Origin of the sequence: Rhizobium sp. YAF28, assembly GCF_052113285.1 — a bacterium.
GTDB lineage: Bacteria > Pseudomonadota > Alphaproteobacteria > Rhizobiales > Rhizobiaceae > Rhizobium.
The window spans coordinates 1-23,486 of sequence record NZ_JBFRCX010000006.1 but is presented as its reverse complement, the minus strand read 5'-3'; the positions used below and the strand labels follow the sequence as shown (position 1 = coordinate 23,486).

General features: G+C 59.7%; 23 protein-coding genes and 1 pseudogene. 11 read left to right on the top strand and 13 right to left on the bottom strand.

Annotated features, from left to right (window positions below; all coding sequences use genetic code 11):
• The first annotated feature begins 11 nt into the window (after nucleotides 1-11).
• The 4 genes from AB4Z13_RS14690 to AB4Z13_RS14675 are packed head-to-tail and all read left to right on the top strand — an operon-like array spanning nucleotide 12 to nucleotide 3,322.
• Nucleotides 12-1,505 (top strand): FAD-binding protein, encoded by a 1,494-nt coding sequence (locus AB4Z13_RS14690; protein ID WP_439014940.1) that lies wholly within the window; start codon nucleotides 12-14, stop codon nucleotides 1,503-1,505.
• Nucleotides 1,506-1,515: 10 nt separating this feature from the next.
• Nucleotides 1,516-1,923 carry a hypothetical protein gene (locus AB4Z13_RS14685; protein ID WP_439014941.1) on the top strand — a complete coding sequence of 136 codons (408 nt, stop codon included), beginning with the start codon at nucleotides 1,516-1,518 and terminating at the stop codon, nucleotides 1,921-1,923.
• Entirely contained in the window at nucleotides 1,923-2,996 is a 1,074-nt protein-coding gene (locus AB4Z13_RS14680) for a hypothetical protein (RefSeq protein ID WP_439014943.1), read from the top strand. Before AB4Z13_RS14685 ends, AB4Z13_RS14680 begins: the two co-directional genes overlap by 1 nt.
• A 32-nt stretch (nucleotides 2,997-3,028) precedes the next feature.
• Nucleotides 3,029-3,322: a hypothetical protein gene (locus AB4Z13_RS14675; protein WP_439014945.1), complete on the top strand. Its 294-nt coding sequence runs from the start codon at nucleotides 3,029-3,031 to the stop codon at nucleotides 3,320-3,322.
• Nucleotides 3,323-3,552: 230 nt separating this feature from the next.
• Here AB4Z13_RS14675 and AB4Z13_RS14670 read toward each other — a convergent pair whose 3' ends face one another.
• Complete coding sequence (locus AB4Z13_RS14670; protein ID WP_442206252.1) at nucleotides 3,553-3,714, bottom strand: hypothetical protein; 162 nt, start codon at nucleotides 3,712-3,714, stop codon at nucleotides 3,553-3,555.
• A 146-nt stretch (nucleotides 3,715-3,860) separates the two neighbouring features.
• On the bottom strand, nucleotides 3,861-4,136 hold the full coding sequence (locus tag AB4Z13_RS14665) for a hypothetical protein (protein ID WP_439014947.1): 276 nt from the start codon (nucleotides 4,134-4,136) through the stop codon (nucleotides 3,861-3,863).
• A gap of 92 nt (nucleotides 4,137-4,228) precedes the next feature.
• Between AB4Z13_RS14665 and coaD the strand changes: the two genes are divergently transcribed.
• The 5 genes from coaD (at nucleotide 4,229) to tgt (ending at nucleotide 8,145) form a co-directional block, all read left to right on the top strand.
• On the top strand, nucleotides 4,229-4,723 hold the full coding sequence (coaD, locus tag AB4Z13_RS14660) for a pantetheine-phosphate adenylyltransferase (RefSeq protein ID WP_113319923.1): 495 nt from the start codon (nucleotides 4,229-4,231) through the stop codon (nucleotides 4,721-4,723).
• A 26-nt stretch (nucleotides 4,724-4,749) separates the two neighbouring features.
• Nucleotides 4,750-5,322 carry a peptidylprolyl isomerase gene (locus tag AB4Z13_RS14655; protein ID WP_113183026.1) on the top strand — a complete coding sequence of 191 codons (573 nt, stop codon included), beginning with the start codon at nucleotides 4,750-4,752 and terminating at the stop codon, nucleotides 5,320-5,322.
• A 25-nt stretch (nucleotides 5,323-5,347) separates the two neighbouring features.
• Complete coding sequence (locus AB4Z13_RS14650) at nucleotides 5,348-5,857, top strand: peptidylprolyl isomerase (RefSeq protein WP_439014949.1); 510 nt, start codon at nucleotides 5,348-5,350, stop codon at nucleotides 5,855-5,857.
• A gap of 72 nt (nucleotides 5,858-5,929) precedes the next feature.
• A complete protein-coding gene (gene queA, locus AB4Z13_RS14645; protein ID WP_439014950.1) occupies nucleotides 5,930-7,015 on the top strand; it encodes a tRNA preQ1(34) S-adenosylmethionine ribosyltransferase-isomerase QueA in 1,086 nt (361 codons plus the stop codon).
• Nucleotides 7,012-8,145, top strand: a complete 1,134-nt coding sequence (gene tgt, locus AB4Z13_RS14640; RefSeq protein ID WP_439014951.1) for a tRNA guanosine(34) transglycosylase Tgt — start codon at nucleotides 7,012-7,014, stop codon at nucleotides 8,143-8,145. The genes queA and tgt overlap by 4 nt, the downstream gene beginning before the upstream one ends.
• Before the next feature lie 72 nt (nucleotides 8,146-8,217).
• Here tgt and AB4Z13_RS14635 read toward each other — a convergent pair whose 3' ends face one another.
• The 6 genes and pseudogenes from AB4Z13_RS14635 to AB4Z13_RS14610 form a co-directional block, all read right to left on the bottom strand.
• Nucleotides 8,218-8,547: a hypothetical protein gene (locus AB4Z13_RS14635; RefSeq protein WP_439014952.1), complete on the bottom strand. Its 330-nt coding sequence runs from the start codon at nucleotides 8,545-8,547 to the stop codon at nucleotides 8,218-8,220.
• 143 nt (nucleotides 8,548-8,690) lie between these two features.
• Nucleotides 8,691-9,116 (bottom strand): DUF4864 domain-containing protein, encoded by a 426-nt coding sequence (locus tag AB4Z13_RS14630; protein WP_113319928.1) that lies wholly within the window; start codon nucleotides 9,114-9,116, stop codon nucleotides 8,691-8,693.
• Nucleotides 9,117-9,178: 62 nt separating this feature from the next.
• Entirely contained in the window at nucleotides 9,179-10,444 is a 1,266-nt protein-coding gene (gene fabF / locus AB4Z13_RS14625) for a beta-ketoacyl-ACP synthase II (RefSeq protein WP_439014953.1), read from the bottom strand.
• A 114-nt stretch (nucleotides 10,445-10,558) separates the two neighbouring features.
• Complete coding sequence (locus AB4Z13_RS14620) at nucleotides 10,559-11,065, bottom strand: winged helix-turn-helix transcriptional regulator (RefSeq protein WP_439014955.1); 507 nt, start codon at nucleotides 11,063-11,065, stop codon at nucleotides 10,559-10,561.
• A gap of 63 nt (nucleotides 11,066-11,128) precedes the next feature.
• Nucleotides 11,129-11,436: pseudogene (locus tag AB4Z13_RS14615) on the bottom strand (hypothetical protein).
• Nucleotides 11,437-11,561: 125 nt separating this feature from the next.
• Nucleotides 11,562-13,910 (bottom strand): calcium-binding protein, encoded by a 2,349-nt coding sequence (locus AB4Z13_RS14610; RefSeq protein WP_439014957.1) that lies wholly within the window; start codon nucleotides 13,908-13,910, stop codon nucleotides 11,562-11,564.
• Between the two features lie 185 nt (nucleotides 13,911-14,095).
• On the opposite strand from AB4Z13_RS14610, the gene AB4Z13_RS14605 reads away from it, so the two are divergent.
• The gene (locus AB4Z13_RS14605; RefSeq protein WP_439014958.1) at nucleotides 14,096-14,317 is read left to right on the top strand and encodes a hypothetical protein; all 222 of its coding nucleotides are present in this window, start codon (nucleotides 14,096-14,098) and stop codon (nucleotides 14,315-14,317) included.
• A 254-nt stretch (nucleotides 14,318-14,571) separates the two neighbouring features.
• Here AB4Z13_RS14605 and fdhA read toward each other — a convergent pair whose 3' ends face one another.
• The gene (gene fdhA / locus AB4Z13_RS14600) at nucleotides 14,572-15,762 is read right to left on the bottom strand and encodes a formaldehyde dehydrogenase, glutathione-independent (RefSeq protein WP_439014959.1); all 1,191 of its coding nucleotides are present in this window, start codon (nucleotides 15,760-15,762) and stop codon (nucleotides 14,572-14,574) included.
• A gap of 333 nt (nucleotides 15,763-16,095) precedes the next feature.
• Between fdhA and AB4Z13_RS14595 the strand changes: the two genes are divergently transcribed.
• A complete protein-coding gene (locus tag AB4Z13_RS14595) occupies nucleotides 16,096-16,578 on the top strand; it encodes a phage regulatory CII family protein (protein WP_439014960.1) in 483 nt (160 codons plus the stop codon).
• Here AB4Z13_RS14595 and AB4Z13_RS14590 read toward each other — a convergent pair.
• The 4 genes from AB4Z13_RS14590 to AB4Z13_RS14575 form a co-directional block, all read right to left on the bottom strand.
• Nucleotides 16,542-16,769, bottom strand: coding sequence for a hypothetical protein (locus AB4Z13_RS14590; RefSeq protein ID WP_113319935.1), 228 nt, complete (start codon nucleotides 16,767-16,769; stop codon nucleotides 16,542-16,544). The genes AB4Z13_RS14595 and AB4Z13_RS14590 overlap by 37 nt on opposite strands.
• 194 nt (nucleotides 16,770-16,963) lie before the next feature.
• Nucleotides 16,964-19,801, bottom strand: coding sequence for a M16 family metallopeptidase (locus AB4Z13_RS14585; protein ID WP_439014961.1), 2,838 nt, complete (start codon nucleotides 19,799-19,801; stop codon nucleotides 16,964-16,966).
• A 417-nt stretch (nucleotides 19,802-20,218) separates the two neighbouring features.
• Nucleotides 20,219-21,646, bottom strand: a complete 1,428-nt coding sequence (locus tag AB4Z13_RS14580; protein ID WP_439014963.1) for an ISNCY family transposase — start codon at nucleotides 21,644-21,646, stop codon at nucleotides 20,219-20,221.
• A 322-nt stretch (nucleotides 21,647-21,968) separates the two neighbouring features.
• On the bottom strand, nucleotides 21,969-23,336 hold the full coding sequence (locus AB4Z13_RS14575) for an ISNCY family transposase (RefSeq protein ID WP_442206251.1): 1,368 nt from the start codon (nucleotides 23,334-23,336) through the stop codon (nucleotides 21,969-21,971).
• Between the last annotated feature and the right edge of the window lie 150 nt (nucleotides 23,337-23,486).

Sequence of the window (23,486 nt, the reverse complement as noted above, 5' to 3'; positions counted from 1 at the left end):
GGGGGAATGTTGTGGGCAGGTGGACAAGGCGAGGGGTGCTGGCCGGCATTTCGGCCGCAGCCGGTGTGGCGGCGGGGCGTTTTTTGCTTCAGCCGCAAAGCGATCCCGGACCAGCCTTTCCAGCGGAACTTCGCATTGAAGATGGCGCGACCATTCTCAATGATGCCGGAGAACTGACACCGACCCGGGTTGCGGCACATCTGACCGTCAAGGAGCCGCCGCAGGAGGCCATGATCGGCCGGTTGCGCGCGGCGCTCGCTGAAGCCGTCAAGGCAAACAGGCCCTTCATCGCCAGCGCCGCGCGCCATTCGATGGGCGGCCAGAGCCTTGTCGAGAATGGTACGGCACTGACGCTCGATCAGGATTGGCTGGAGGCAGATACAGCCGCCAAGACCTACCGTGTCGCTGCCGGCGCACGTTGGTCGGCGATCATTTCCAAGCTCGATAGCATCGGCTTTTCGCCCGCCGTCATGCAGTCCAACAACGACTTCGGCGTTGCCAGCACCTTTTCGGTCAATGCCCATGGCTGGCCCGTTCCATTCAGTGCTTGCGGCAGCACCGTCCGTTCCATCAGGTTGATGACGGTGGACGGCAATCTGCTGACCTGCTCACGCACGGAGAATGCGGAGCTCTTCAACCATGCCATGGGCGGATACGGCCTTTTCGGTGTCATCACCGAGCTTGAGCTCGACATGGTGCCGAATGTGCTCCTTGAGCCGACCTTCGAGCATCTGGCGGGCGAGGATCTCGGACGGCGCTTTGCCGAAGTTCTGGCGAGCGATAGCGCGATCAACATGGCCTATGGCCGAATGGATGTTTCGCTTGATCGTTTCTTTGAAGAGGCGCTGCTGATCACCTATCGCGCCGCTCCGGACCAGACGAAAATACCTCCGGCCTCCGGTTCCGGTTTCATCAGCCACGTGTCTCGTGAAATCTTCCGGGCGCAGCTCGGTTCGGATACGGCCAAACATCTTCGCTGGTGGACCGAGGCTGTCATCAATCCATCGCTTGCGGCGCAGGCGACGCGCAACAGCCTGATGAACGAACCCGTCGTCACGCTCGATGACCGGGATCCGTCCCGCACGGATATCCTGCATGAATATTTCGTCTCACCGTCCCGCTTCGCTGATTTCGTTGCAGCCTGCCAGGATGTCATTCCGGCTTCCTATCAACAGCTCTTCAACATCACGCTGCGCTATGTCGATACTGATCGTGACAGTGTGTTGGCTTACGCCGCGGAACCCCGCATTGCCGCGGTCATGCTCTTCTCGCAGGAAAAGACGGTCAGGGGCGAGGCCGACATGCAGCGCATGACGGAAGCGCTTATCGAGCGCGTGCTCGCAATCGGCGGCAACTATTATCTGCCGTATCGGCCGCATGCTCGATTGGATCAGTTTACCCGCGCCTATCCCCGCGCTGGGGAATATGCAGCGGCCAAGCGTCAGCTGGATCCCGGCCTTACCTTCCGCAATCATTTCTGGGATCGCTATCTCGGAAGCCTCTAGGGAGAGCATGATGTCCAGGCTTCGGCTGATTGCTGCGCTTTATACAGTGGCTCTGCTCTTTGCAGCCACATTGAATTACATTCCGGGACTGACGGATGCGGAGGGGCGCGCATTCGGCATCTTTGCGCTCGATATCTATGACGACAGCCTGCACCTGGCCTCGGCTGCCTTGGCCGGCATCGCAGCCTTCCTGTCGGCCCGCGCATCCCGAAACTTTCTTTTCTATTTCGGTCTGCTCTATTTCAGCGATGGTCTGCTTGGACTTATCACTGGGTCGGGTTACCTTGATCTCGGCATCGTCAACTACGGCATTCAGGATCTCCCCTTTACATTCAAGATACTCGCCAACCTGCCGCATCTCTTTCTTGGCGGTGTGGGAATCGCATCCAGCTATATCTTCCGCCGCGAGGCCCCGTGATGCGGCGCCTTCTGAAAATCATCGGCTGGCTCCTGGCGGTTCTCGTGGTCGCCGTCCTGCTGGTGCTCAGCCCGGCTGCTTACGTCGAGACCTTCTGCCATGCCGATTCCGAACCCGACAGCTACAAGCCGCTGATATCGGATCCCGAATTCCGCCGGCAGGAGGCCAATACCTATCTCACCTATCCGGAGTGGCATATCGTCTATGCCTATGACGGCCTCGCCGAAACCCTGAAGACGGGCGACGAATATGGCTTCGATTATTTCTCCAGCGTGAAGGATTTCTGGGTCGCAGACTGCGCGCTGACCCGTATTGCCGATCGCCACGGCGGCGCCGACAGCGAGACGCGAATGATGATCGCGACCATCGGTGTCAGCTTCACGCTCGAAATGGGTCTCAAGGCGGCCTATGAGGAAGCGATCGGCCGGGTCTTTGCGCTCTGGCGCGGCAGCGAAAAGACGCCGCAGGATATCGTCGCCCGCGATATGGCGATCGATTATGCCGGCTTTCTGCGCCAGACCCCATGGTACAAATATCCGTTCCAGCTCTGGATCGACAGGCTTTGGGCCGCACCGGTGGAAGAGCCGCTGCGTGGCTGGGAGCGTCGTCTGGCGCTCGGCGGCGAGTGGCGTGCAAAGATCGCCTATGCCGGCATGATCGCCAGCGCTGTTGCCGCAACCGGTGAGGCGAAGCTGACGATCCGATCGGTCGTATCAGGCCTGCCGGCTACCACGCTTTCGGCAATTCCCGATGTATCGGTCATTTCGGAAAGTGCCAATGGTGTGCTGATCGAAACGCCGCGCTACGACCGCTTCACCCATATCCTCGCGGAGGTCGCTAAGGCAGGCGGTACAATCCGCGAGATTGCCGGCAATGACGAGATCATGGTGTCGCTGACCATGCCTTCAGGGATGGAGCAGGGCAATCTGCCCGGTGAGGTGATCGCGCGCCTGCCTCGCACCGGTTTTGACAGCGACCGCCTGCTGCTGTCGGTCGAGATGGCTGATCTCGCGCCTCTGCTCAAAGACCGGCCAATTGCCGATCCGGGCCTCGAACATATATTCGATTTCTGAAACATCGGACGGGTGGCTCTTTGATCAGGCGCTTGGCACGCAGGACAGGCACTGCGATTGCGGTCGTTGCCGCAGTCTTCGCGCTGTTTGCTGTGGTCTTCGCGGCAACGGGTGAGGCGCCGGCTGCTATAGTCTTTCCCGCCGGCAGCATCGAACCCGGCGCATTGCCCGAGGGTGTCTCCATCCTGCGATGGGGCAGGGGCTTTGCCGTCGTCACAAGCGAACGCAGCGACTATGTGCGTGCGCTCTATGGCAAGGGGGCTCTTCTTGTTCTGCCGCTGCGAAAGAGCGGCTGTCTGGCGCTGCGGCCTGCATCCTCGACATGAGAAAAGCCGGATGCAGAACATCCGGCTTGCATACATACTACGCAGCGGGAGCGGCTTTAGAAAGCGCCATGCTTCTTGTTTATCGATTTCACTTCCTCGCTTTCTCGGCGCAACGCTGAAATCGTTGAAGTAACGGACACTATGAACATGATGCTGATGAGTGCTGTAAAAACTGTCAGGATCGTGAACATGGTGGCGTTCCTTTCTGTAGGGAGTTGCGTTCACGCCCCTCAGTACTGGCCGAGCACGCTTACGGAGCGAGCCGAAGCGAACGGGCCATAGACCTTGGAGGCATCGATCTTCTGATTGTCATAGAGAGCGATTGTGGCAGTCAGCATGCCCGTAATCATTACCATCCAGAGCATGTTAATCATGGTGATCTTGCCAGGCATCTTAATTCCCTTCCTGCCGCGCTTCCGCATCTCGTATGTGTCGATCATTTGAACGCATCCGTCTTTAAAAGGTTCCCGCCGGATGTTGACGGGGGATTTACCAACCGTGATCTGAAGCGACCTTGAATGTCGTGTTCATCTGCCGTTCAGAATTCAAATCGATTAGAACGCATCCGGCCAAGCTGCCGCATGATAGCCGTATGTTCATTGACCTCCGGCCGTACCCAGCCAAGCTGATGCCGATCTGCGAAGTAGCCGTAGAAAAGCTCCGCAAACATCGAAAAAATAACGGCTATGGCAATGAGGATGATCAGCATGATCGGGTCTTTCCGGGGAGTGACGCTGCCGGGACCGGCAGTTTCTGTGTTGATGATCCGAGTAAAGCAGATCGCATCTGAGCGGGCCTTGAACGCCCCGTTCATTCATCGTTCAGACGCGTCGGGCGGAACGGCTAAATAACTTGCGGGAAACCGCCTTCCATGACAAAAGGCGTGAAAACAAACGGCCGGACGATATGACCACAGCTTTCTATCCGGGGTCCTTCGACCCGATCACCAATGGACACGTTGACGTGCTGGTGCAGGCGCTGAACGTCGCCGAGAAAGTGATCGTCGCGATCGGTATTCATCCTGGTAAGGCGCCACTCTTCTCCTTCGAGGAAAAGGCAGCGCTGATCCGCGCGTCGCTCGCTGAGGTCCTGCCGGAAAAGAGCGCGCATATCGACGTCGTCTCCTTCGACAATCTCGTTGTTGACGCCGCACGGGTGCACGGTACGAGCCTGCTGATCCGCGGCCTGCGCGACGGTACCGATCTCGACTATGAAATGCAGATGGCCGGCATGAACCGGCAGATGGCGCCCGATATCCAGACCATCTTTCTGCCGGCAGGCACGGCCTCGCGGCCCATTACCGCCACATTGGTGCGCCAGATCGCGGCCATGGGCGGCGATGTCAGCGCCTTCGTGCCGGCGGCCGTCTTGCAAGCCCTGAAATCCAAGCGCAAAGCCTAGGCGGATACCGCCTCAATGGAGCCAACATGAAACTCTTTTATCTTGCATTTGCCGGCGTGCTCTATCTCGCTTCCTTCGCGGGCGACGCTTTTGCGCAGGCTGCCGATCACTATGTCACCATTCAGTTGAAGAGCGGCCCGGTCGTGATCCAGCTTCTGCCTGACGTCGCGCCGAAGCATGTGGCGCAGATCGAGGCGCTGGTGAAGAAGGGCGAATATGACAATGTCGCCTTCCACCGCGTCATCCCGGGCTTCATGGCCCAGACCGGCGACGTGAAGTATGGCAACATGGAAAAGAACTTCGATGCGAGCCAGGCCGGCACCGGCGGCTCCGACCTGCCTGACCTTCCGGCTGAATTCTCCAAGACGCCCTTTGTCCGTGGCACGGTCGGCATGGCGCGCGCCCAGGATCCGAATTCCGCCAACTCGCAGTTCTTCATCATGTTCGCGGACGGCTCCTTCTTGAACGGCCAGTACACGGTCGTCGGCAAGGTTGTCTCGGGCATGGAAAACGTCGACAAGATCAAGAAGGGCGAAGGCCAGAACGGCGAAGTCAGCAATCCCGACCGCATGATCAAGGTCACGCTGGGCAAGAAGTAAGTTCAAGACAAGAAGGAGAACGACAATGGCCGAGATCAAGGATCCGGAAAACACTATCATTCTGGAAACCACCAAGGGCAAGGTTGTCATCCAGCTTCTGCCGCAGGTCGCGCCCGAGCATGTAAAGCGCATCAAGGAACTCGCCCGCGAGAAGGCCTATGACGGTGTCGTTTTCCACCGCGTCATCGCCGATTTCATGGCGCAGACCGGTGACGTGCAATTCGGCAAGAAGGGCGGAGAGAACTTCAACCCGGGTCGCGCCGGCATGGGCGGTTCCTCGAAGGACGATCTCAAGGCTGAATTCTCTGCAACGCCGCATGTTCGCGGCACCTGCTCGATGGCTCGTTCGCAGAGCCCGAACTCGGCCAACTCTCAGTTCTTCATCTGCTTCACCGATGCTCCGTGGCTGAACAAGCAGTATTCCGTCTGGGGTCAGGTCATCGAAGGCATGGACAATATCGACAAGATCAAGAAGGGCGAGCCCGTCTCCGATCCGGATTCGATCGTCTCCGTGCGGGTTGCCGCCGACGTCTGATTGTGATTTCTGCAGGAACCCGCCCTTGCGCGAGAGCGCGGGGCGGGTTTCGCTTTGCCTGGAAGTACCTTGATGCGCGTAGACCTCTTCGATTTCGACCTGCCGGATGAACGCATAGCGCTGCGGCCCGCCGAGCCGCGCGATAGCGCGCGGCTGCTTGTCGTCGATCCGAATGCGCAGACGGTTCTTTCCGATCACCACGTCTCAGATTTGCCGTCCTTCCTGCGGGCAGGCGACGCGCTGGTCTTTAACGATACAAAGGTCATTCCGGCCCAGCTCGAAGGCATCCGCTATCGCGAGGGCGCTGGCGGCCAGCAGGTGTCGGCGACGCTCCACATGCGCATCGGCGCCAACAAGTGGAAAGCCTTCGCCAAGCCCGGCAAACGTATCAAGGAAGGTGACCGTATCGCCTTCGGCCATGGCGGCGAAAGCTGCATGATCGGCTCGCTCGATGCGACGGTCGAGGAAAAGGGCGAAGCGGGTGAGGTGACACTCGCATTCGATCTCTCCGGCCCTGCACTGGACGAAGCGATTGCCAGCGTCGGCCATATTCCGCTGCCGCCCTATATCGCCGCCAAGCGTCCGGAAGACGAACGTGACCGCGCCGATTACCAGACCATCTATGCGCGGGAGGAGGGCGCCGTCGCCGCCCCGACCGCCGGCCTGCATTTCACACCTGATCTGTTCGAGGCGCTCGACAAAGCCGGCATCGAACGGCATTTTGTAACGCTTCACGTTGGTGCCGGTACCTTCCTGCCGGTCAAGGCCGACGACACCGACGATCACAAGATGCATCTCGAAAGCGGCTATGTCAGCGCTGAGATCGCTGCGAGGCTGAATGCCGTGCGGCAAAGGGGCGGGCGCATCATCTGCGTCGGCACGACCTCGTTGCGGCTGATCGAGAGCGCTGCAGCCGAGAGCGGTGAGATCAAGCCCTGGGCCGGTGCGACAGGCATCTTCATTACGCCTGGCTACCGCTTCAAGGCGGTCGATATCCTGATGACGAACTTCCACCTGCCGCGCTCGACGCTCTTCATGCTGGTCTCGGCCTTTGCCGGTTTCGAGACCATGCAAGCGGCCTATAGACATGCCATTTCGACAGGCTATCGCTTCTATTCTTACGGCGACGCGAGCCTTCTTTTCCGGAAAGACCGATGACGACTGAGAACTTCCAGTTCACCCTCAAGAAGACCGATGGCGGCGCGCGCCTCGGTGAAGTTTCCATGCCGCGCGGCGTCATCCGCACGCCGGCCTTCATGCCGGTCGGCACGGTCGGCACGGTCAAGGCCATGTATCTCGACCAGGTGCGCGAGACGGGTGCCGATATCATCCTCGGCAATACCTATCACCTGATGCTGCGCCCGACGGCCGAACGCGTCGCCCGCCTCGGCGGTCTGCACAAGCTCATCCGCTGGGAGCACCCGATCCTGACGGATTCCGGCGGCTTCCAGGTCATGTCGCTTTCCGGCCTGCGCAAGCTCGATGAGCAAGGCGTCACCTTCAAGTCACATGTCGACGGCAGCCTGCATCATATGTCGCCGGAGCGCTCCATCGAAATCCAGGGGCTGCTCGGCTCCGATATCCAGATGCAGCTCGATGAATGCGTGGCGCTGCCGGCCGAGCCCAAGGAAATCGAGCGTGCCATGGAGCTGTCGCTGCGCTGGGCCGAGCGCTGCAAGGTTGCCTTCGGCAACCAGCCGGGCAAGGCCATGTTCGGTATCGTCCAGGGTGGCGACGTGCCGGCCCTGCGTGTCCGCTCAGCCGAGGAACTCGCCAAACTCGACCTCAAGGGCTACGCCGTCGGCGGTCTTGCGGTCGGCGAGCCGCAGGACGTGATGCTGAAGATGCTCGAGGAGACGCTTCCGGTCCTGCCAGGCGAAAAGCCGCGCTATCTGATGGGCGTCGGCACGCCTGATGACATCCTGAAATCCGTTGCCCGCGGTATCGACATGTTCGACTGCGTGATGCCGACCCGCTCGGGCCGTCACGGTTTGGCCTTTACCCGCCGCGGCAAGGTCAATATTCGCAACGCCCGACACGCGGAAGACATGCGCCCGCTCGACGAACAGTCGAGCTGCCCGGCCACACGGGATTATTCGCGCGCCTATCTCCACCATCTCGTGCGCGCCAACGAGGCGCTCGGCGGCATGCTGCTTTCCTGGCACAATCTGAACTACTATCAGGAACTGATGCAGGGCATACGCAAGGCGATTGCCGAAGGCCGTTTCGCCGATTTCATGGCGGAAACGATCGAGGAATGGGCGAGGGGCGATCTCGAGCCCGTTTGATATATCCCGGCGAGGGCCGCCTTGCTGCGGCTCTCGTCTGGTAACGAGACGACGCGCCTGTGCTCTTATCAATCAGCGAACAGGTGTACAGCTCCCGACCTCAGCTGGCTTGACACGGCCGGCCTGGAGATCGCTCCATTGCGGTATAGACGGATCAGGACCACCGATCGATGCCTCAAACGTGGCGCGGTCCAGCTTGATGGTCCTTCCGCTTGAAAGGATGCTCATCATCTCTTTCTGGTTGACATACGCCAGGCTGGCATTCAGTCGGCAGAAGAAACGTGCATTGCCGTTCGAGACGACCCAGCCATAACCACCGGCCTTCCCCTTGGTGAGTTTGCCGATGGCATAATTTTGCTGTGTCAGCTTGGAAAAGGATTCCGCCTGAGCAATGCCCGGCATGGCTGCGAAACCGATCGCCGCGACAGCGACCAAATACTTGAAAGAAGTAGGCATTAAGTTTCAATCCCCAGACAGAATGATATAGGCTCTCTACTCTTCGGGGAAACCTCACACAACTTTAATATGCAGGGATGCTTAATCCACTAAATGCCCTTGCTGTCGGCATTCGGCACGATCTGCACGCCGTTGATCTTGAAGCTACCGTCAGGCTGACGAGCGACCTGATAGATCGCCGTCCAATCCTTGCCGTCCCGGCCGGAAATCAGCACTTCCTGATAGATCATTGCGCCGTCGTCGATCGATCTGCTGCGCCCGAAGGCATAGTTGCCGGGATGATAGACCGGCTCGTAGCTCTTCTTCACCATGGCGAAGAAGACATTCTTGTCGGGATACATGGCCTTGATGCCGGGCGCGGCGAAGGAATAGGCGGTATCCGCATCATCCTTGAGGAATGCCCTGATCTGCTCCTCGATCATTGTCTGTGTTGTCTGCACGGGATCTTCGGCGCGGGCCGTGCCTGACATTACGGATACGGCACACAGAACCAGCACTGCGAAGAAAGCGCGCATGGGATCATCTCCGGCTAGGTCAGCGGAAGTGTAGGCTATTTTGCGCGTAAGGAAAGAGCCGGTCAGGACCAGCGGCGGAAGAGGGCGCTGGCGTTGACGCCGCCGAAGCCGAAGCCGTTGGTGATCGCATATTCCATCGCCACCTTGCGCGCCACCTTGCTTACGAGATCGATGCCTTCGGCTGCCGGATCGGCCTTTTCCAGATTGCGCGTCGGCGGGGCGATCTGATCGCGCAGCGCAAGGATCGTGAAGATGGCTTCAAGCCCGCCGGCTGCACCCAGAAGATGACCTGTCGCCGATTTGGTGGCGCTGACGGCAATGCCGCCGTTGCGGCCGAAAACCGTACCGATTGCAGCGATCTCGCCCTTGTCACCGACCGGTGTCGAGGTCGCATGGGCGTTGAGATGCTTGACCTCGGAAGCCGGGATCCTGGCCTGTCGTAAGGCTGCCTCCATCGCCCGGCGGGCGCCGTCGCCATCTTCCGGCCCTGCCGTCATGTGATAGGCGTCAGCGGCCGTGCCGTAGCCGACGAGTTCGGCAAGCGGCGTCGCGCCGCGCGCCAGCGCATGCTCAAGCGTTTCTATGACGAGAATGCCGGCCCCTTCGCCCATCACGAAGCCGTCGCGGGCCGTATCGAAAGGACGCGAGGCAAGTTCGGGCCTGTCGTTGAAACCGCTCGAGAGCGCACGGGCTGCGGCAAAGCCGCCAAGGCTCACCTTGTCGATGCAGGCTTCCGAGCCGCCGCAAATAGCGACATCCGCTTCGCCGGACCGGATCAGCCGCGCCGCATCGCCGATTGCCTGAACGCTTGCTGCGCAAGCCGTCACCGGTGCCCCGAGCGGCCCCTTGAAGCCGTAGCGGATGCTGACCTGACCGGCCGCCAGATTGACGAGGAAGGAAGGCACGGTGAAGGGCGAGAGCCGCCGCACACCACGCGTCTCAGCCGTGCGTACCGCATCGGCAATCGCCGGAAAGCCGCCGACGCCGGAGGCGATGATCGTCGCCGTTCGCTCGCGCGCATCGACGCCCTCGGGCATCCAGCCGGCCTGGCGCACAGCTTCGTCTGTTGCCGCCATCGCGAACTGGATGAAGCGGTCCATCTTCTTCTGGTCCTTGGGCGGAACGGCGCGATCGGGATCGAAACCCGCTTCGGCGTCCTCCTCGATGGAGGGAACGACCCCGCCGACCTTGGCGGCGAGATCGCCGACCACATTCTCTGGCAGCACGCGCAGGCCGGAACTGCCCGCAACGAGCCGATTCCATGCCGTCTCGACGCCGACACCAAGTGGCGAAGTAAGTCCCATGCCGGTGACAACAATGCGTTCCATGGATTTGTCCTTTCTAAAGCAATTCCGGCAAAAGTGCGCGGCGGTTTTGCGTTCGGAATTGCGTAAAAACAAAGAGATAGAGCATTCCCGTGCCTCGCAGAAAATGGAAATGCTCTAGGCGTCGATGCCGAGGTAATAAGCGCGCATGCGGGCGATCCGTTCGCGGTCGCCTTCATCAGCGGCCGGTCCCGGCAGCAGGCAGGTGTTTTCGGGTTTCAGTTCTTCACCATTGGCTGCGTCCACCAGCACAGGCCGGCGCTCCTCGCCGGAAGCGGCATTACCCAGCAGGAAGGCAAGATCTTCTTGCGGAGCGTGCCGTCGTCCCCAGGAAAACAGGGCCATCAGAACGGGGAAGAAATCACGTCCCTTGGCGGTCAGCACATATTCGTAGCGGGCAGGGCGCTCATTGTAGAGGCGCTTCTCGAACAGTCCTTCATCGATCAGATGCGCGAGTCGCCGCGTCAGGATGTTCGGCGCGACGCCGAGGCTCTTTTGAAATTCGTCGAACCGCGTCAGCCCGTGAAAGGCGTCGCGAAGGATCATCATGCTCCACCAGTCACCGACGCTGTCGAGCGCGCGGGCGGCCGGGCATTTGAAATTGGCGAAGCTTGTTCGTTGCATGATGCAAGTCACTATAGAAGTCACTTGCATGATGCAAGCGACTTGCGATGCGCAAGTAACTTGTCAGGCGTTGTCTCGCCCGAAGATCCGCGCCAGAAAAATGCCGGTTACAAGAACGCCCGCTGCGACAAAAGTCGTATCGCCCGCGTGCCGATATAAAGCGGCCCGATATTGGCAAAGAGCAGGAGGGCGACGAGAAAATTGAACCAGCCCCAGATGACATTGGTGACTGGCGAGCTGAGCTTCGCCCCTTGCAGGCGGACGAAAGGTGTGCGGAAAGGCCGGCCGCTGGCGTCATTGACGAAATGAGGCACGCCATTGGTCAGGAATGCAGCGGCGATAAAGTGAATGATATAGGCGGTCCAGGGCAATGGTCTCTCCGCTCGGCTGATGGCTCTGCGGACAATGTTGTGCAGGGCCGGCAAAGGACAAGAAAAAGGGGCTCCGGAAAGGAGCCCCCCATGGGACCGCCGCATGAAGACACGAGGTTCCGATCTCAGAGGAACAGGAAATCGTCGTGATGAAGCGTCGCCAGATTGGAAAGCGTCGCGATCTGCACGGCCGCACCGCGCCCGCTACCGTCCGCATCGTAGAAAAGCTTTCCGGTCGTCTGGTCGTAGATCAGGCGGTCGTTCGAATCCAAAGCCTTTGTGCCCAGCACGAAATTTGCGGCGGAAAAATTCGCTGGATCGATGGCTGTGAAAACCTCGTGGTCGAGCACGATCTTGTCACCGGCACCTTCCGAAAAGTCCTCGATCCTGTCGATGTTGTTGTAAGCGCTGGGTTTGAAGTCGAAGATGAAATGGTCGGCTCCAGCTCCGCCGTTCAGGATATCGTTGCCGTTGCCGCCGATGAGCTGGTCGTTTCCTGCGCCGCCCGACAGCATGTTGCCTGCGCTGTTTCCGGTCAGCACGTTGTTTTCGCCGTTACCCGTGGCGTTGATCGCTGACGAGCCTGTAAGCGTCAGATTCTCGACTGTTCCGAGAACATTCTCCAGAGAGAAGGATATGGACGCATTGACGGTGTCGTTGCCACCGCCGCCTGTTTCGTCGACGATGTCGCCTGCCGAATCCACTTTGTACGTGTCGTTGCCGAGGCCGCCTATCATTCGGTCTTCGCCTCTGCCGCCATCGAAGTTGTTGTTGCCGGAATTGCCCGTGAGAACGTTGTTCATGACGTTGCCGGTCGCATTGATGTTACCGGCACCCAACAGGGTCAGGTTCTCGACAGTTCCCGTCACATGGTCCTTGTCCATCAGACTGAGCGAGACATAGGACTTGACGGTATCCCTGCCGGAGCCGCCAGCTTCGATCACGACATCATTGGTGTTATCGACGATATAAGTGTCGTCGCCACCTCCGCCCTTCATGCTGTCTGCACCCGCACCGCCATCCAGCACGTTGGCTCCGTAATTGCCCACGAGAACGTTGGCGAGTTCATTGCCAGTCGCGTTGATGTTGGCGTTGCCGGTCAGTGTCAGGTTCTCGATGGCGCCGATCGCATGGGCGGTATCCGCCAGGCTGAAGCTGATCGACGATAGGACGGTATCGGTTCCACCGCCGCGGCTTTCATCGACGATGTCGGTCGGGGAGGTGACCGTAAAGGTGTCGTCTCCGGTGCCGCCATAGATATGGCCAGGCGCCGGCGCTGCGCCGGCACTTGCTGCTATGTTGATAATGATGGGATGGTCGACGACATCCACATTGAGGGAGGATATGTCGCTGAAGCTCTTGACCGGTGTATCGCCTGTCAGCGGATCGTAGACCTGCACCGTCCCGAAAGCTCCGCCCAGATTGACGGTGACGCTGGTCGCCGCTGCCTGGATTGCCTTGTCGGTCGTCTGGTTCCAGATATCAGGCTCATTCCAGATGATGATCTGGTAGCTTCCGTCGGATTTCTCCGTCAGATAGCTGCGCGCGGTGGAGGGGAGCCCGTTGATGGTGTAATTGAGCGCTCCCGGATTGAAAGTCGCCTGCGCCGCGCCGTCATCCTCGAGAATTTCCGTCAGGTTATGGATCGCCATTGCTGCCGGCTTGGGAGTATAATCCAGGCGAAAGAGCCCGAAATGCTTTTCCTGATCGGCGCCTCCCGGATCGGAATAGGCATCGAGAAGCTGGTAGATGAAGGTCCCCTCCGATCCGAGAAAGGCGCCGTCCATCAGCGTGTTGAGAAGCAGTTTTGCCTGCGTCGTCTCGTCGACGCCTTCCCATCCGCCGTTGGTATCGGCAGTCAGCGACGTGTGATAGCCGATCTCGGTGATGGTGAGCGGCTTGCCGGGATCGGCCTGCATCTGGTCGCCGGATTCGCGCGAGAGCCAGGAGAAGGGCTGGTCGCCCTCTTTCGCATAGGTGTGGATCGTCGTGTAATCGTTGGAAGAGGCAACCGTGTAACCGGTAAAGCCGAGAACCGGAATGTCCTTCAACAGTGGATCGGCATTCACCGCGTTGAACAGATCCTTTTGGTAGGCAAGCGCAGCCGCCTCTCCCGACAGCCCCTTATAGGCGACCGGCCAGTTGTTGACCTCGTTCGGGCCTTCGATACCGACGATCGAACCGGGATGCGCTTCCACGAAGGCATGCAGTCGCTGGACCACAGTAGCGGGGGTATCATCCCGCCCGGAGACGAAAACGAATTTGACACCGGCATCTGCCGCGTCCCCAAGGTGGCCCTGACCGTAAGGGTCGGAGGCAGGGGTGGGCGCGTGATCGCGAACTGTGTCGAGGCCAAGATAGCCCAGGGCTTTAACAACTTCCGCGATGTTGGAATATTTCCCATCGGTATAGTCGATATGTGTATCAATTCCGAATGAATCGATAACATCTGTAATTCTAGTAGCTTGGGCCATTTCATCCTCCTCGCCTGGAAGTAGTAAAACATTACTTCTATTTCATGGTGATTCGCTCAAAAGTAGGGCCTGATTCACAGTAGAATCCGCCAAAGTTATGATCGCGTTAACTATATTGTATTGCTCGCAATATGATTGCGAACTGATGCTTTGCGGGGGTCCGATATTATGCGGACCTGGGCATCTTGCTATTCAGCGTGTCAGGAGAGGATCTCGCTGCCGAAGCGAGAGGGCGTCGTCGCCGAGACGACGATCGCCACGCGCGCGATATCGACCGGCTAACGCTTGGCCAGAAAGTCGATATCCGTTTCTGCGCCTTCGATCAGAGATCGACGCCGGAAAGGAAGGGCGGTGTCGTATCGATGTCGCCCGATGAGGTGACCGAACAGTGTAGCGGCGTTGATTAATATCCCGTGCGCGTCAGGCCGGAACCAGCAAGCTTGGAAAAGCTCACCGATCGCACTTTATCCTGGCATGCCGGCGGAGGTCTTCAAAGGTCGCGGATCACTCCGCCATCTTCTACATGACGGAGTCGCTGTGGATCAGATCAGCCAAACGTTGCGCAAGCGGTAATCGGCTGGCGAAAGCGCAGGGGGCGGCCGATCGCGTTTCCATAAAGGAGTGCCGGGACAATTCAGCCCCGGCACGTCGTAACGATCGATCACGCCGCCTTGGCAATTGCACCATGCGGATCGAGAACGAACTTTGTCGCTGCACCCTGGTCAAAGCTTTCGTAGCCTTGGGCGGCGTCTTCAAGTGAAATCACCTTCGCATTGACGATGTCGGCAATCGGCAGGCGGTCATGCAGGATCGCCTGCATCAGCTGGCGGTTATATTTGAGTACCGGCGTCTGGCCGGTATGGAACGACTGCGCCTTCGCCCAGCCGAGACCGAAGCGCAGAGAGAGGCTTCCCTGCTTGGCCGCATTGTCCACGGCGCCCGGATCTTCCGTGACATAGAGGCCGGGAATGCCGATGGAGCCGGCGGCGCGGGTGATCTCCATCATCTGGTTCAGCACGATCGCCGGCTGTTCGCCGCCGGAATGTCCACGCGCTTCGAAGCCGACTGCATCAATGGCGCTGTCCACTTCATTGGTGCCGACCACCTGGGCAATCATGTCTCCCAGCCGGTCGCTCTTCGAGAGATCGATCGCCTCGAAGCCGACGCGGCTGGCATGGGCGAGGCGGTCCTTGTTGAAGTCGCCGATCATGACGACGGCCGCACCGAGGATACGGGCGGATGCCGCCGCTGCAAGGCCGACAGGGCCGGCACCTGCGACATAGACGGTCGAACCGACGCCGACGCCCGCTCTGACCGCGCCATGAAACCCGGTAGGCAGGATATCGGAGAGCATGGTGAGATCGCGGATCTTGGCCATCGCCTTGTCACGGTCGGGGAATTTCAAGAGGTTGAAATCGGCATAAGGGATCGTGACATAGCGAGCCTGGCCGCCGATCCAGCCGCCCATGTCGACATAGCCATAGGCGCCGCCCGCCCGCGACGGATTAACCGTCAGGCAAACGCCGGTATCCTGTGATTTGCAGCAGCGGCAGCGCCCGCAGGCCACGTTGAAAGGTACGGAGACGATGTCCCCGACCTCGAGCATTTCCACATCGATGCCTTTTTCGATGATCTCGCCAGTGATCTCATGTCCGAGCACGAGGCCCGGCATCGCTGTGGTGCGACCGCGGACCATATGCTGGTCCGAACCGCAGATATTGGTGGAGATGACTTTCAGGATGACGCCATGTTCGATACGGCGGCCATCCGGCGCCTCGAGTTTCGGATCGTCGATGTCGCGGACTTCCACTTTTCCGGGCCGCAAATAGACGACGCCACGGTTCTTGCTCATTTCCGTCTCCTCCGTTGAATCAAGGCAACGCGCCAGCAGCTCCTCCCGCAGCGGTTGCCTGTTACAGAGTAGACCAGAAAGATCCCAGCGCCGTTCCGAAAGCGACGCCTTGCGGGCGGAAACCAGCAAACGGGACCAAAGCGTCGCTGCTATAGGTGCGGTCCGGCCACCCGCCTTGATGGACTCGAAGGCAGGTGGCCTTCCCCCGGCAGGTGGGGTGTCTCCTACCGAGGCGCCGCGTTAGCATCGCCCTGACCGATGCGATATCAAAACAGCCGCTCCCTTTTGACGCGACTTCCGCTATAGTTGCAGAAACAGAGCCTGGGGGCGATCATGACGCAACGCGGCCGTGCTTTCGCAGACATCGTCTACACTATCCTCATTGTAGAGAAAGCCTATCCGGTGGATGTCGTCGCCACTGCTCTAGGGATGAATTACGCGGCCTTCCACTCGCGCCTGATCAGCAGAACCTGTTTTTCCGCTGACGAAATCCAGAATCTGCTGGAAGTCGTGCCCGATCCGCGCCTCGCATCCTATCTCCTCGAGGGAAGTATCTTTGTTGCAGCGGAGCGCTCGTCCGGTGTGGAACAGGCAGAGCCTGTCGCGTCGCTGCAGAGAGGTGCGACGCGAGTGGTCGTCGAGGCGACGGACGTGCTCGAACTGGTGGATGCCGCACTTGCCGGAGGCGGAATGGATCATCGCAAGCAACGCCTGGTGCTCAAGGAGATCGAGGAGGCGGAGAGGGCGCTCGCATCCCTTCGCCTCGGCCTGAAGGGAACTTACGTCGGGCAGTCCTTGCGCATCAGCAAGAGATAGCCTTCGCCCTCTTCCTCAAGCGCAAGCATCGCTTCGATGACCGAGAGGCGCGTCTCCTCCAGATAGGATTTCCAGGCGCCGCTGGCCGTGGCAAGCTGCCGGTCAACAGAAAGAAGACGAAGCTTCAAAAGGTTCTTCTCGCGCACAATACGCGCATATTCCTGAATGGGATGAGAATGATCGGATGCCATGCGAAGACCGGTGAATTCGTTTGGGCATCTAGCCAGCTGAGTGCAGCTTCGCCATCAAAACGATCTCGACGTTTTTACGGAGACAATCCCGCTCGGCATTGTCAGGCATTAAGCGGTGTGGATGAAACAAAATCGGAAGCGGATCCCGAAGCACGCGGCCACCGTCGGGATCCGGCTTTTGAGGTACTCTGTGCCTATCGTACCGCTGCCGGCAGCACTTCGAATTTCCAGAATTTATCCGGACGGAAATAGGTCGTGGCAAATTGACGGATATCCTCGGCGGTGACTTTGCCGTAGCCGCTGAGATTGTCGCGTATCCGTTCCAGACGGCGAGGGTCCGTTTGAGCGCGGTGCAGATATTGAATCCAATATTCGTTGCTCTGCTGCCGGTGCTTCAATGTCTCGATAATGGGTTCACGAGCGCGAACCAGTTCGTCCGGCGAGACGTCGTTTGACCTGAGATCGGTGGCGATCCTGTCCACAAGCGCATAGAAATCGTTGATCTTGGCCGGCGTCGTTTCGACATAGAGATAGGCGTAACCGTAACCGGGAATCTCCCAGGAGAGGTCCATATCGCCTTGCGGACTGTAAGTCGCGCCTTCGGCAATGCGGAACTGGTCGATCAGCCTGTTTTCGAAGATCTGGCCGGCGACGTTTGCGGTAAAGCCCCGCTGCATATCCGAGAGCATGTCGCCGATAGGGGCGGCGACAATCGCCGCGGCGTTGTCGGCCCTGCCGCTGTGGGTCTGCGTGACGGGTGTTGCGGTGGGCATCGGGAAATGCACGTTCTTTGCGTCGTCGCTCGACGTCTTGTCCGGGCGGGCCGGCAGAGCACCAAAGGTTTCGCCCGTCAGGCGGATGGCATCGTCCGCCGTTATATCGCCGACGATGGTGATATCGATCGGCCCCGTGGAAATATGGCCCCCGAACAGCGCCTCGAAATCTTCCGGCTTCGCGGCTGACAATTGGGCGCGATCGGGGAAGGTCCAGCGCGGGTCGCCGGAATGAACGAGGCCGGCGAAATCGCGGTTGATAATGGCACCCGGCGTCGCCTCATACTGATCGAGGTTGTTCAAATAGGCTTGCTGGACGCGCTTGAAGGCTTCGGGCCGATAAGCGGGATCTGAGGTGTAAGCCGTCATCATCTGCAGCTGCGTCGCAAGATCCTCCGTCCGCGTACGCCCGTCGAACTGGAAGGAGCTGTCGTCCACGGAGAAATCGATGCTGGCGATATTGGCCGCCAGCGCTTTCTGCATGTCCTGGTAATCCATGGCTTTCGTGCCTGATAATACCACGGCCGGCGATGTCCAGATCGCCAAGGGGCGGTCATCCGGCAGGTCCAGGCGGCCTCGACCGATATCCTCGCGCACCAGCACCTCGTTGGCTCGCAGCTTGGTTGGCTTGACGGTGAGCCGCACTCCGTTGGCAAAGCGCACCATTGTCAGGCCGAGATCCTCGACCGTGCGGCGTTCGACGATGGCGCCAGGCGCACCGAAATGGGTATAGGGCCAGACGACGGCTGCTGTACTCGATGGAGCCGTGACCGATACCGCCCGAGACGCGTCATAGACTTGTCTGACATCGTCGGCACCACCCTGCGGTGATTGCGCAGTCTGCAGCACGAGTTGCGGGCCGTTACCGGAGAAGACATGCTGCAGGACTTGATTGACCTCGGCAGCCGTAACACCCTTTGTCATGGTCTCGAACATCGACAGATCTTCCGCTGGCGAGGTGAAGACCTGATTGTCATCGACGCTGGAGGCCAGCATCGAAGCGACGTCGGTGCTCGTGCGGGTCGAGGCGCCTGCCGCAGTGGCCTGCAGGAGCGAGCGATATTCGAGGATCTCGCGATCGACCTCTGCCTGGTCGGCCCCGAATTGTTGGAAGCGGCGCTGTTCCTGGTCGAGGGCCGTGACCGCCGCCTGCCATTTATCGGGCTCGCAATTCGCCATGACGACAACGAGACGGGCGGAGTCGAAAAGATCCTGGGAGCCGACGGCGGCGCTGATGAAGGGCGCGTTGCCTTTGCTGGCGATAGCACCCAGACGGCGCTTCAGCACCAGAAGTCCGAGGTCCTCCATCAGTTCTGCCCGGCGTTTGGCGAACGTGTCAGGGGAAGTGTCATAGGGACGCGTCCAGGCGATCTGAACATTCGTTGTGCCGCCGGGGACCGTGATGACCTCGGCGCTTTCGCTTTTCGGCTTCAACGGCCCGAGATCGGGTTTTTGCGGGGCCGGGGCGGCCGCCTTCCAGTCGCTGAAGCGCTGCCTGATTTCGATTTCCATGGCAGCAGGGTCGACATCGCCCACTACGATCAGTGTGGCTCGATCAGGCCGGTAGTTGGTGCGGTAAAAATCACGCAGCAGATCGACAGGCGCATGGCTGATGATGTCGATCTTGCCGATCGGTGAGCGCCTCGTCACGCGCTGGCCAGCGAGTAGGGAGTTCGTGACGCCGATTGCGGCGCGATATTGCGGCGTGTCGCGCAGCCGCTCTTCCGACAGGATGACGCCGCGCTCGCGGTCGAAGGCGCCAGCATCCAGCGTCAGCTCGCTCGCCGTTTCGCGCATCAGCATCAGGCCGGTCGAAAGCGTGTCCGCATCGACCTCGGGAAGATCGAGCGCATAGACGGTCTCATCATAGGAGGTATTGGCGTTGGTGTCCGGCCCAAAGGCCAGGCCCTTGCGCTGCAGGATGCGAATCATCTCGTCACCGGCAACATGCGTCGAGCCCTTGAAGGCCATATGTTCGAGGAAATGCGCGAGCCCTTGCTGATTGTCGTTCTCATCAAGCGAGCCGGCGCCGATACGGAAGCGGATCGCGGCCTGTCCCGGCGGTGTGGCGTTGCGCATGATCGCAAACCGCATACCGTTTTCGAGCGTGCCGAAGCGGATGCCAGGTTCCGCCGGCAGATCGCTGAGTGTCTGTGGCCATGGTGCGGCCGGGCTTTCCGCGTGGGCCGGCGACTCTGGCGTGCAGGCTGCAGCAAGCGTGAACGCTGCCAGGAAACGAAGAAAAATAGGGAATCTCATATGTTTAATGCGCATTCTGTTCTGATGGTGAGCATGAAGAGAGTATGTGACGTTGCGCGAACTATCAGACAGGTTGCATCTCACATCAACGTCTATTTACGGGATGGATGCGTCGCTACAATCATCGCCATGCGCGTCGTCGGCGAGGGACAATGGCTGATAGCATAGAGACACGCCAAAACATTCGACAGGAAGCCATTGAAATCATTGGCATGTCGCGCTTGAAAATAGAATGTACCCGGCTACACATAATGTCAAAGCTGAATAGGGCTGCGACGTGGTCAGCCAGTTAGAGATGCGACACTGGCGCCGTCGGTCAGCCCCCGATCCGACCGGCTGGGCCGGGTGGAAAGGGCGGAGCGGGGGCGGGTGGGATGCACCCCTTCGGCTTTAGCTTTGAGACTCTGTCCGCACCCTTCATTCCGCAGCCTCCATCCTCGCCAGCGCCTTTTGCCGTTTCGCAATGACCTCCGGATCATTCACGAAATCGGTCCTCCGACCGGGCTTGTGGCCGCGTTTTTGATAACCGTTGCTCTGGCTGCCATCGCGAATGCCGAACATATGATCCGTCTGGCCGGTGCGCCGAGGCCCGCTCTTGCTGCGCCGCTGTTCCCGCCCGGCCTGCATCTCGGCCATGATCGACAGCATGTCGTCCAGCCGCTTGTTCTCGACCACTTCGGGTCGGTGCACCGATCGCAAGGTGTCAAAGGTTCTGTAGGGCAGGGCAAAGCTCTCGTGCATGATCTCGAGGCGGCCGTCCGGATAGTCGCAAACGATGACCTTCTTTCCTGCCAGCGCCTTTGCCTGCTCTGTCGGATCAAGAATGAACAACACCTTGTCGTAACGCAGCGTCAGGGACTGCGACAGAGTGCGGACTTCTTTCCGACACATGGCGCCATCGAGATTCTCATGGTCGGCCAGCGGACGATGCATGTCCTTCGGATTGCGCGGCGGCTTACCGAGACGGATATTGAAATCCGCAATGAATTCTGACGCATAGGCATTGGCAGCCTCGATCGTGTCGATGCCGCGAAGCCGCATCTCCTTCACCAGCCGGTCCTGCAGCGTCTGGTTGGCGCGTTCCACGCGACCTTTGGCCTGCGGAGTGTTGGCGCAGATAATGTCGATGTTCAGCTCATAAAGCGCCCGGCCGAACTGTGTCAGGCCGCTCGTCCGGTCTTTCTCAGACGCATGCGTACTGCGGAAAACGCCATGTTTGTCGCTGTAGAACGCCAGCGGCTTGCCCCATTGCTGCAGATAGGCCTTCGCCGCGTGCAGATAGTCGAATGTGTTCTCCGATCCGGCAAACCGCAGATGCAGCAGTTTGCCGGTGGCGTCATCGATATAGACGAGCAGGGCGCATTTGGGGCCGCGGTTCTCGAACCACCAGTGATGCGAACCATCGATCTGCACCAGTTCGCCAAAGCAGTCGCGCCGGCCGCGTGGCTGGAAAACCCGCTTCTTGCGCTCGCGGCGCGAGATCCAGATGCCGGCCTCGGTCATCCATTGCCGCAGCGTTTCCTTGCCCACCGAGATCCGGTGCAGCTCGATCAGCTTCTCGCGTGCCAGCGTCGGACCGAAATCCAGATAGCGTTCGCGGATCAGGTCCAGCGCCGCATTGCGAAACTCCTCGCTGTGGCGCCGGTTGCTTGGCCGCGATCGCTTCTTCGAAACCAGACCGGCCGGACCATACTGAACATAGGCCTGCAGCAGCCTGTGCACCTGACTTCGGCTAAGCCTGAGCAACTCGGCGGCCTGGACGACGCTCAGACGCCGGTCACGGATCTTCTGGATGACTTCGAGGCGATGCAATTCTTTCTGCGACATGGTGATCGTAAAGGACATGACGACTCCGACCGCTCCTGGTCTCGACCAGGCTGAAGATCGTCATCCTTGCTCCCAACGTTGACATTGACCAGAACGTCGACAGGCGAGACTGTCGCATCTCTAACAGGCCCAACTGTCGCATTACTAAATAGCCCCTACACACAATGTGGCGGGGAAGTTGGAATGTCCGTTTGTGCGCAAAGTTAAAATGTCACTTTGCGCTTCGGCACGGCACGGCGATCAGCTCCGATCTGAGCGGCTGATCCCGCTTGCAAGATCAGATCGGGGCGGGTGAGGCACACCGCTTCGGCTTTAGCTTTGAGACTATCCGATCGACCATTCACTCCGCAGCAGGTCGCGATAACGCCTTCGCGCGCCGCAGAATCACCGCCGGATCGTTGATGAAATCCGTCTTTGGCCCAGGCTTGCGGCCACGCGGCGTATAGCCATTCTTGGCGCTGTTGGTCTTCACCTTCGGCTGCGGCTGATCCTGGCGTTCCTTGATATAGGCCAGCACATCGCCAAGCCGCTTGTTCTCGGTAATCGCCGCATGTGTCACTCGCTGATCCTTGTCGAACACCGTGTAGGGCAGGCAATACCCCTTCCAGCGCACATCCAGGCGTCCGTCAGCATAGGCATAGGTCTCGACATAGCGTCCGACCAGACCACGCGTCACCTCGGTCTCCTCCAGCATGATCCGCTTGCGCTCGAACGAAAACGTCAACTGCGATCCGACATAGCGCTGCTCTCGTTTGCACAGGATCTCCTTCAACCGATCCGGCGCAAGATTCATTGGACGATGCAGATCGTCGGGCCGGGCAGGGGCAATCGCAAAGCGTGCGTTGTAGTCTTCCATGAAGCCAGGCAACAACGCATTGCCTGGCTTCATGTTGCAGATCCCGGCCAGCCGCAACTCCTTGACCAGCCGATCTTGCAGCGTCCGGTTCATCCGCTCGACACGGCCCTTGGCCTGACTGGAATTTGCGCAAAGAATCTCGATGCTTAGCTCGCAAAGCGCACGCCCGAACTGGGTCATGCCCTGGCCACCCTTGGCATCCTTCTTCGCCACCCGGAACACCGAATGCTTGTCCGAATAGAAGGCAACCGGTGCGCCATGACGCTCGAGATAGAGCTCCAATGCCTCGAAGTAAGTGAAGGCGCTTTCCGATCGCACAAAGCGCAACTGCATCAATCGACCAGTCGCATCATCGACAAAGACCAGCAGCGAGCACGGGTCACCGCGATCCTCGAACCAGCGATGCTCGGACCCATCGATCTGCACCAGCTCGCCATAGGCCTCGCGTCGCAGCCGCGGCTGATGAAACGTTCGACGCTGTTTGCGCGACAGCCAAAGCCCGGCCTCCGACATCCAGCCACGCAATGTCTCGCGCGACACCCGCAGACCATCACGCTCGGTCAGCTTCTCGGCCGCCAGCGTCGGACCGAAGTCCGCGTAGCGTTCACGAACCAGCGTCACTGCGTAATCGCGAACACCATCGCTGATCCGGTTGTTCGACGGCCGGCCGATCGCCTTGTGCCGGATCGAAGCCGCGCCGCCGGTTCGTATCCGCTGCAGCAGCCGACGCACCTGGCGCTCGCTCAGGTCAAGAATATGTGCCGCAGACACCGTGGTCATCCGGCCGGCGATCACTTTCGATAAAATCTCGATCCGCTGCAGATCGCGCTCGCTCATCGCAATCAATCCCATTCGCAATCTCCCAGACGTCGCTTGGACCCGGGGAGAGTGACATTCCAACTTTGCAGAAACAGGACATTCTAACTTTGCGGTGGAGAAGCTAACCCAAGTGCATCATGGCCGCCTTGGAGGGTAGGGCATCAGCCACCCTCGCGCAAATAG

Excerpts from the sequence above, each read along its gene's own strand:
- AB4Z13_RS14685 (WP_439014941.1), top strand. The coding sequence starts at position 1,516 with ATGTCCAGGCTTCGGCTGATTGCTGCGCTTTATACAGTGGCTCTGCTC.
- AB4Z13_RS14680 (WP_439014943.1), top strand. The coding sequence starts at position 1,923 with ATGCGGCGCCTTCTGAAAATCATCGGCTGGCTCCTGGCGGTTCTCGTG.
- AB4Z13_RS14670 (WP_442206252.1), bottom strand. The coding sequence starts at position 3,714 with ATGCCTGGCAAGATCACCATGATTAACATGCTCTGGATGGTAATGATT.
- AB4Z13_RS14665 (WP_439014947.1), bottom strand. The coding sequence starts at position 4,136 with ATGAACGGGGCGTTCAAGGCCCGCTCAGATGCGATCTGCTTTACTCGG.
- coaD (WP_113319923.1), top strand. The coding sequence starts at position 4,229 with ATGACCACAGCTTTCTATCCGGGGTCCTTCGACCCGATCACCAATGGA.
- AB4Z13_RS14655 (WP_113183026.1), top strand. The coding sequence starts at position 4,750 with ATGAAACTCTTTTATCTTGCATTTGCCGGCGTGCTCTATCTCGCTTCC.
- AB4Z13_RS14650 (WP_439014949.1), top strand. The coding sequence starts at position 5,348 with ATGGCCGAGATCAAGGATCCGGAAAACACTATCATTCTGGAAACCACC.
- queA (WP_439014950.1), top strand. The coding sequence starts at position 5,930 with ATGCGCGTAGACCTCTTCGATTTCGACCTGCCGGATGAACGCATAGCG.
- tgt (WP_439014951.1), top strand. The coding sequence starts at position 7,012 with ATGACGACTGAGAACTTCCAGTTCACCCTCAAGAAGACCGATGGCGGC.
- AB4Z13_RS14635 (WP_439014952.1), bottom strand. The coding sequence starts at position 8,547 with ATGCCGGGCATTGCTCAGGCGGAATCCTTTTCCAAGCTGACACAGCAA.
- AB4Z13_RS14630 (WP_113319928.1), bottom strand. The coding sequence starts at position 9,116 with ATGCGCGCTTTCTTCGCAGTGCTGGTTCTGTGTGCCGTATCCGTAATG.
- fabF (WP_439014953.1), bottom strand. The coding sequence starts at position 10,444 with ATGGAACGCATTGTTGTCACCGGCATGGGACTTACTTCGCCACTTGGT.
- AB4Z13_RS14620 (WP_439014955.1), bottom strand. The coding sequence starts at position 11,065 with ATGCAACGAACAAGCTTCGCCAATTTCAAATGCCCGGCCGCCCGCGCG.
- AB4Z13_RS14610 (WP_439014957.1), bottom strand. The coding sequence starts at position 13,910 with ATGGCCCAAGCTACTAGAATTACAGATGTTATCGATTCATTCGGAATT.
- fdhA (WP_439014959.1), bottom strand. The coding sequence starts at position 15,762 with ATGAGCAAGAACCGTGGCGTCGTCTATTTGCGGCCCGGAAAAGTGGAA.
- AB4Z13_RS14595 (WP_439014960.1), top strand. The coding sequence starts at position 16,096 with ATGACGCAACGCGGCCGTGCTTTCGCAGACATCGTCTACACTATCCTC.
- AB4Z13_RS14590 (WP_113319935.1), bottom strand. The coding sequence starts at position 16,769 with ATGGCATCCGATCATTCTCATCCCATTCAGGAATATGCGCGTATTGTG.
- AB4Z13_RS14585 (WP_439014961.1), bottom strand. The coding sequence starts at position 19,801 with ATGAGATTCCCTATTTTTCTTCGTTTCCTGGCAGCGTTCACGCTTGCT.
- AB4Z13_RS14580 (WP_439014963.1), bottom strand. The coding sequence starts at position 21,646 with ATGTCCTTTACGATCACCATGTCGCAGAAAGAATTGCATCGCCTCGAA.
- AB4Z13_RS14575 (WP_442206251.1), bottom strand. The coding sequence starts at position 23,336 with ATGGGATTGATTGCGATGAGCGAGCGCGATCTGCAGCGGATCGAGATT.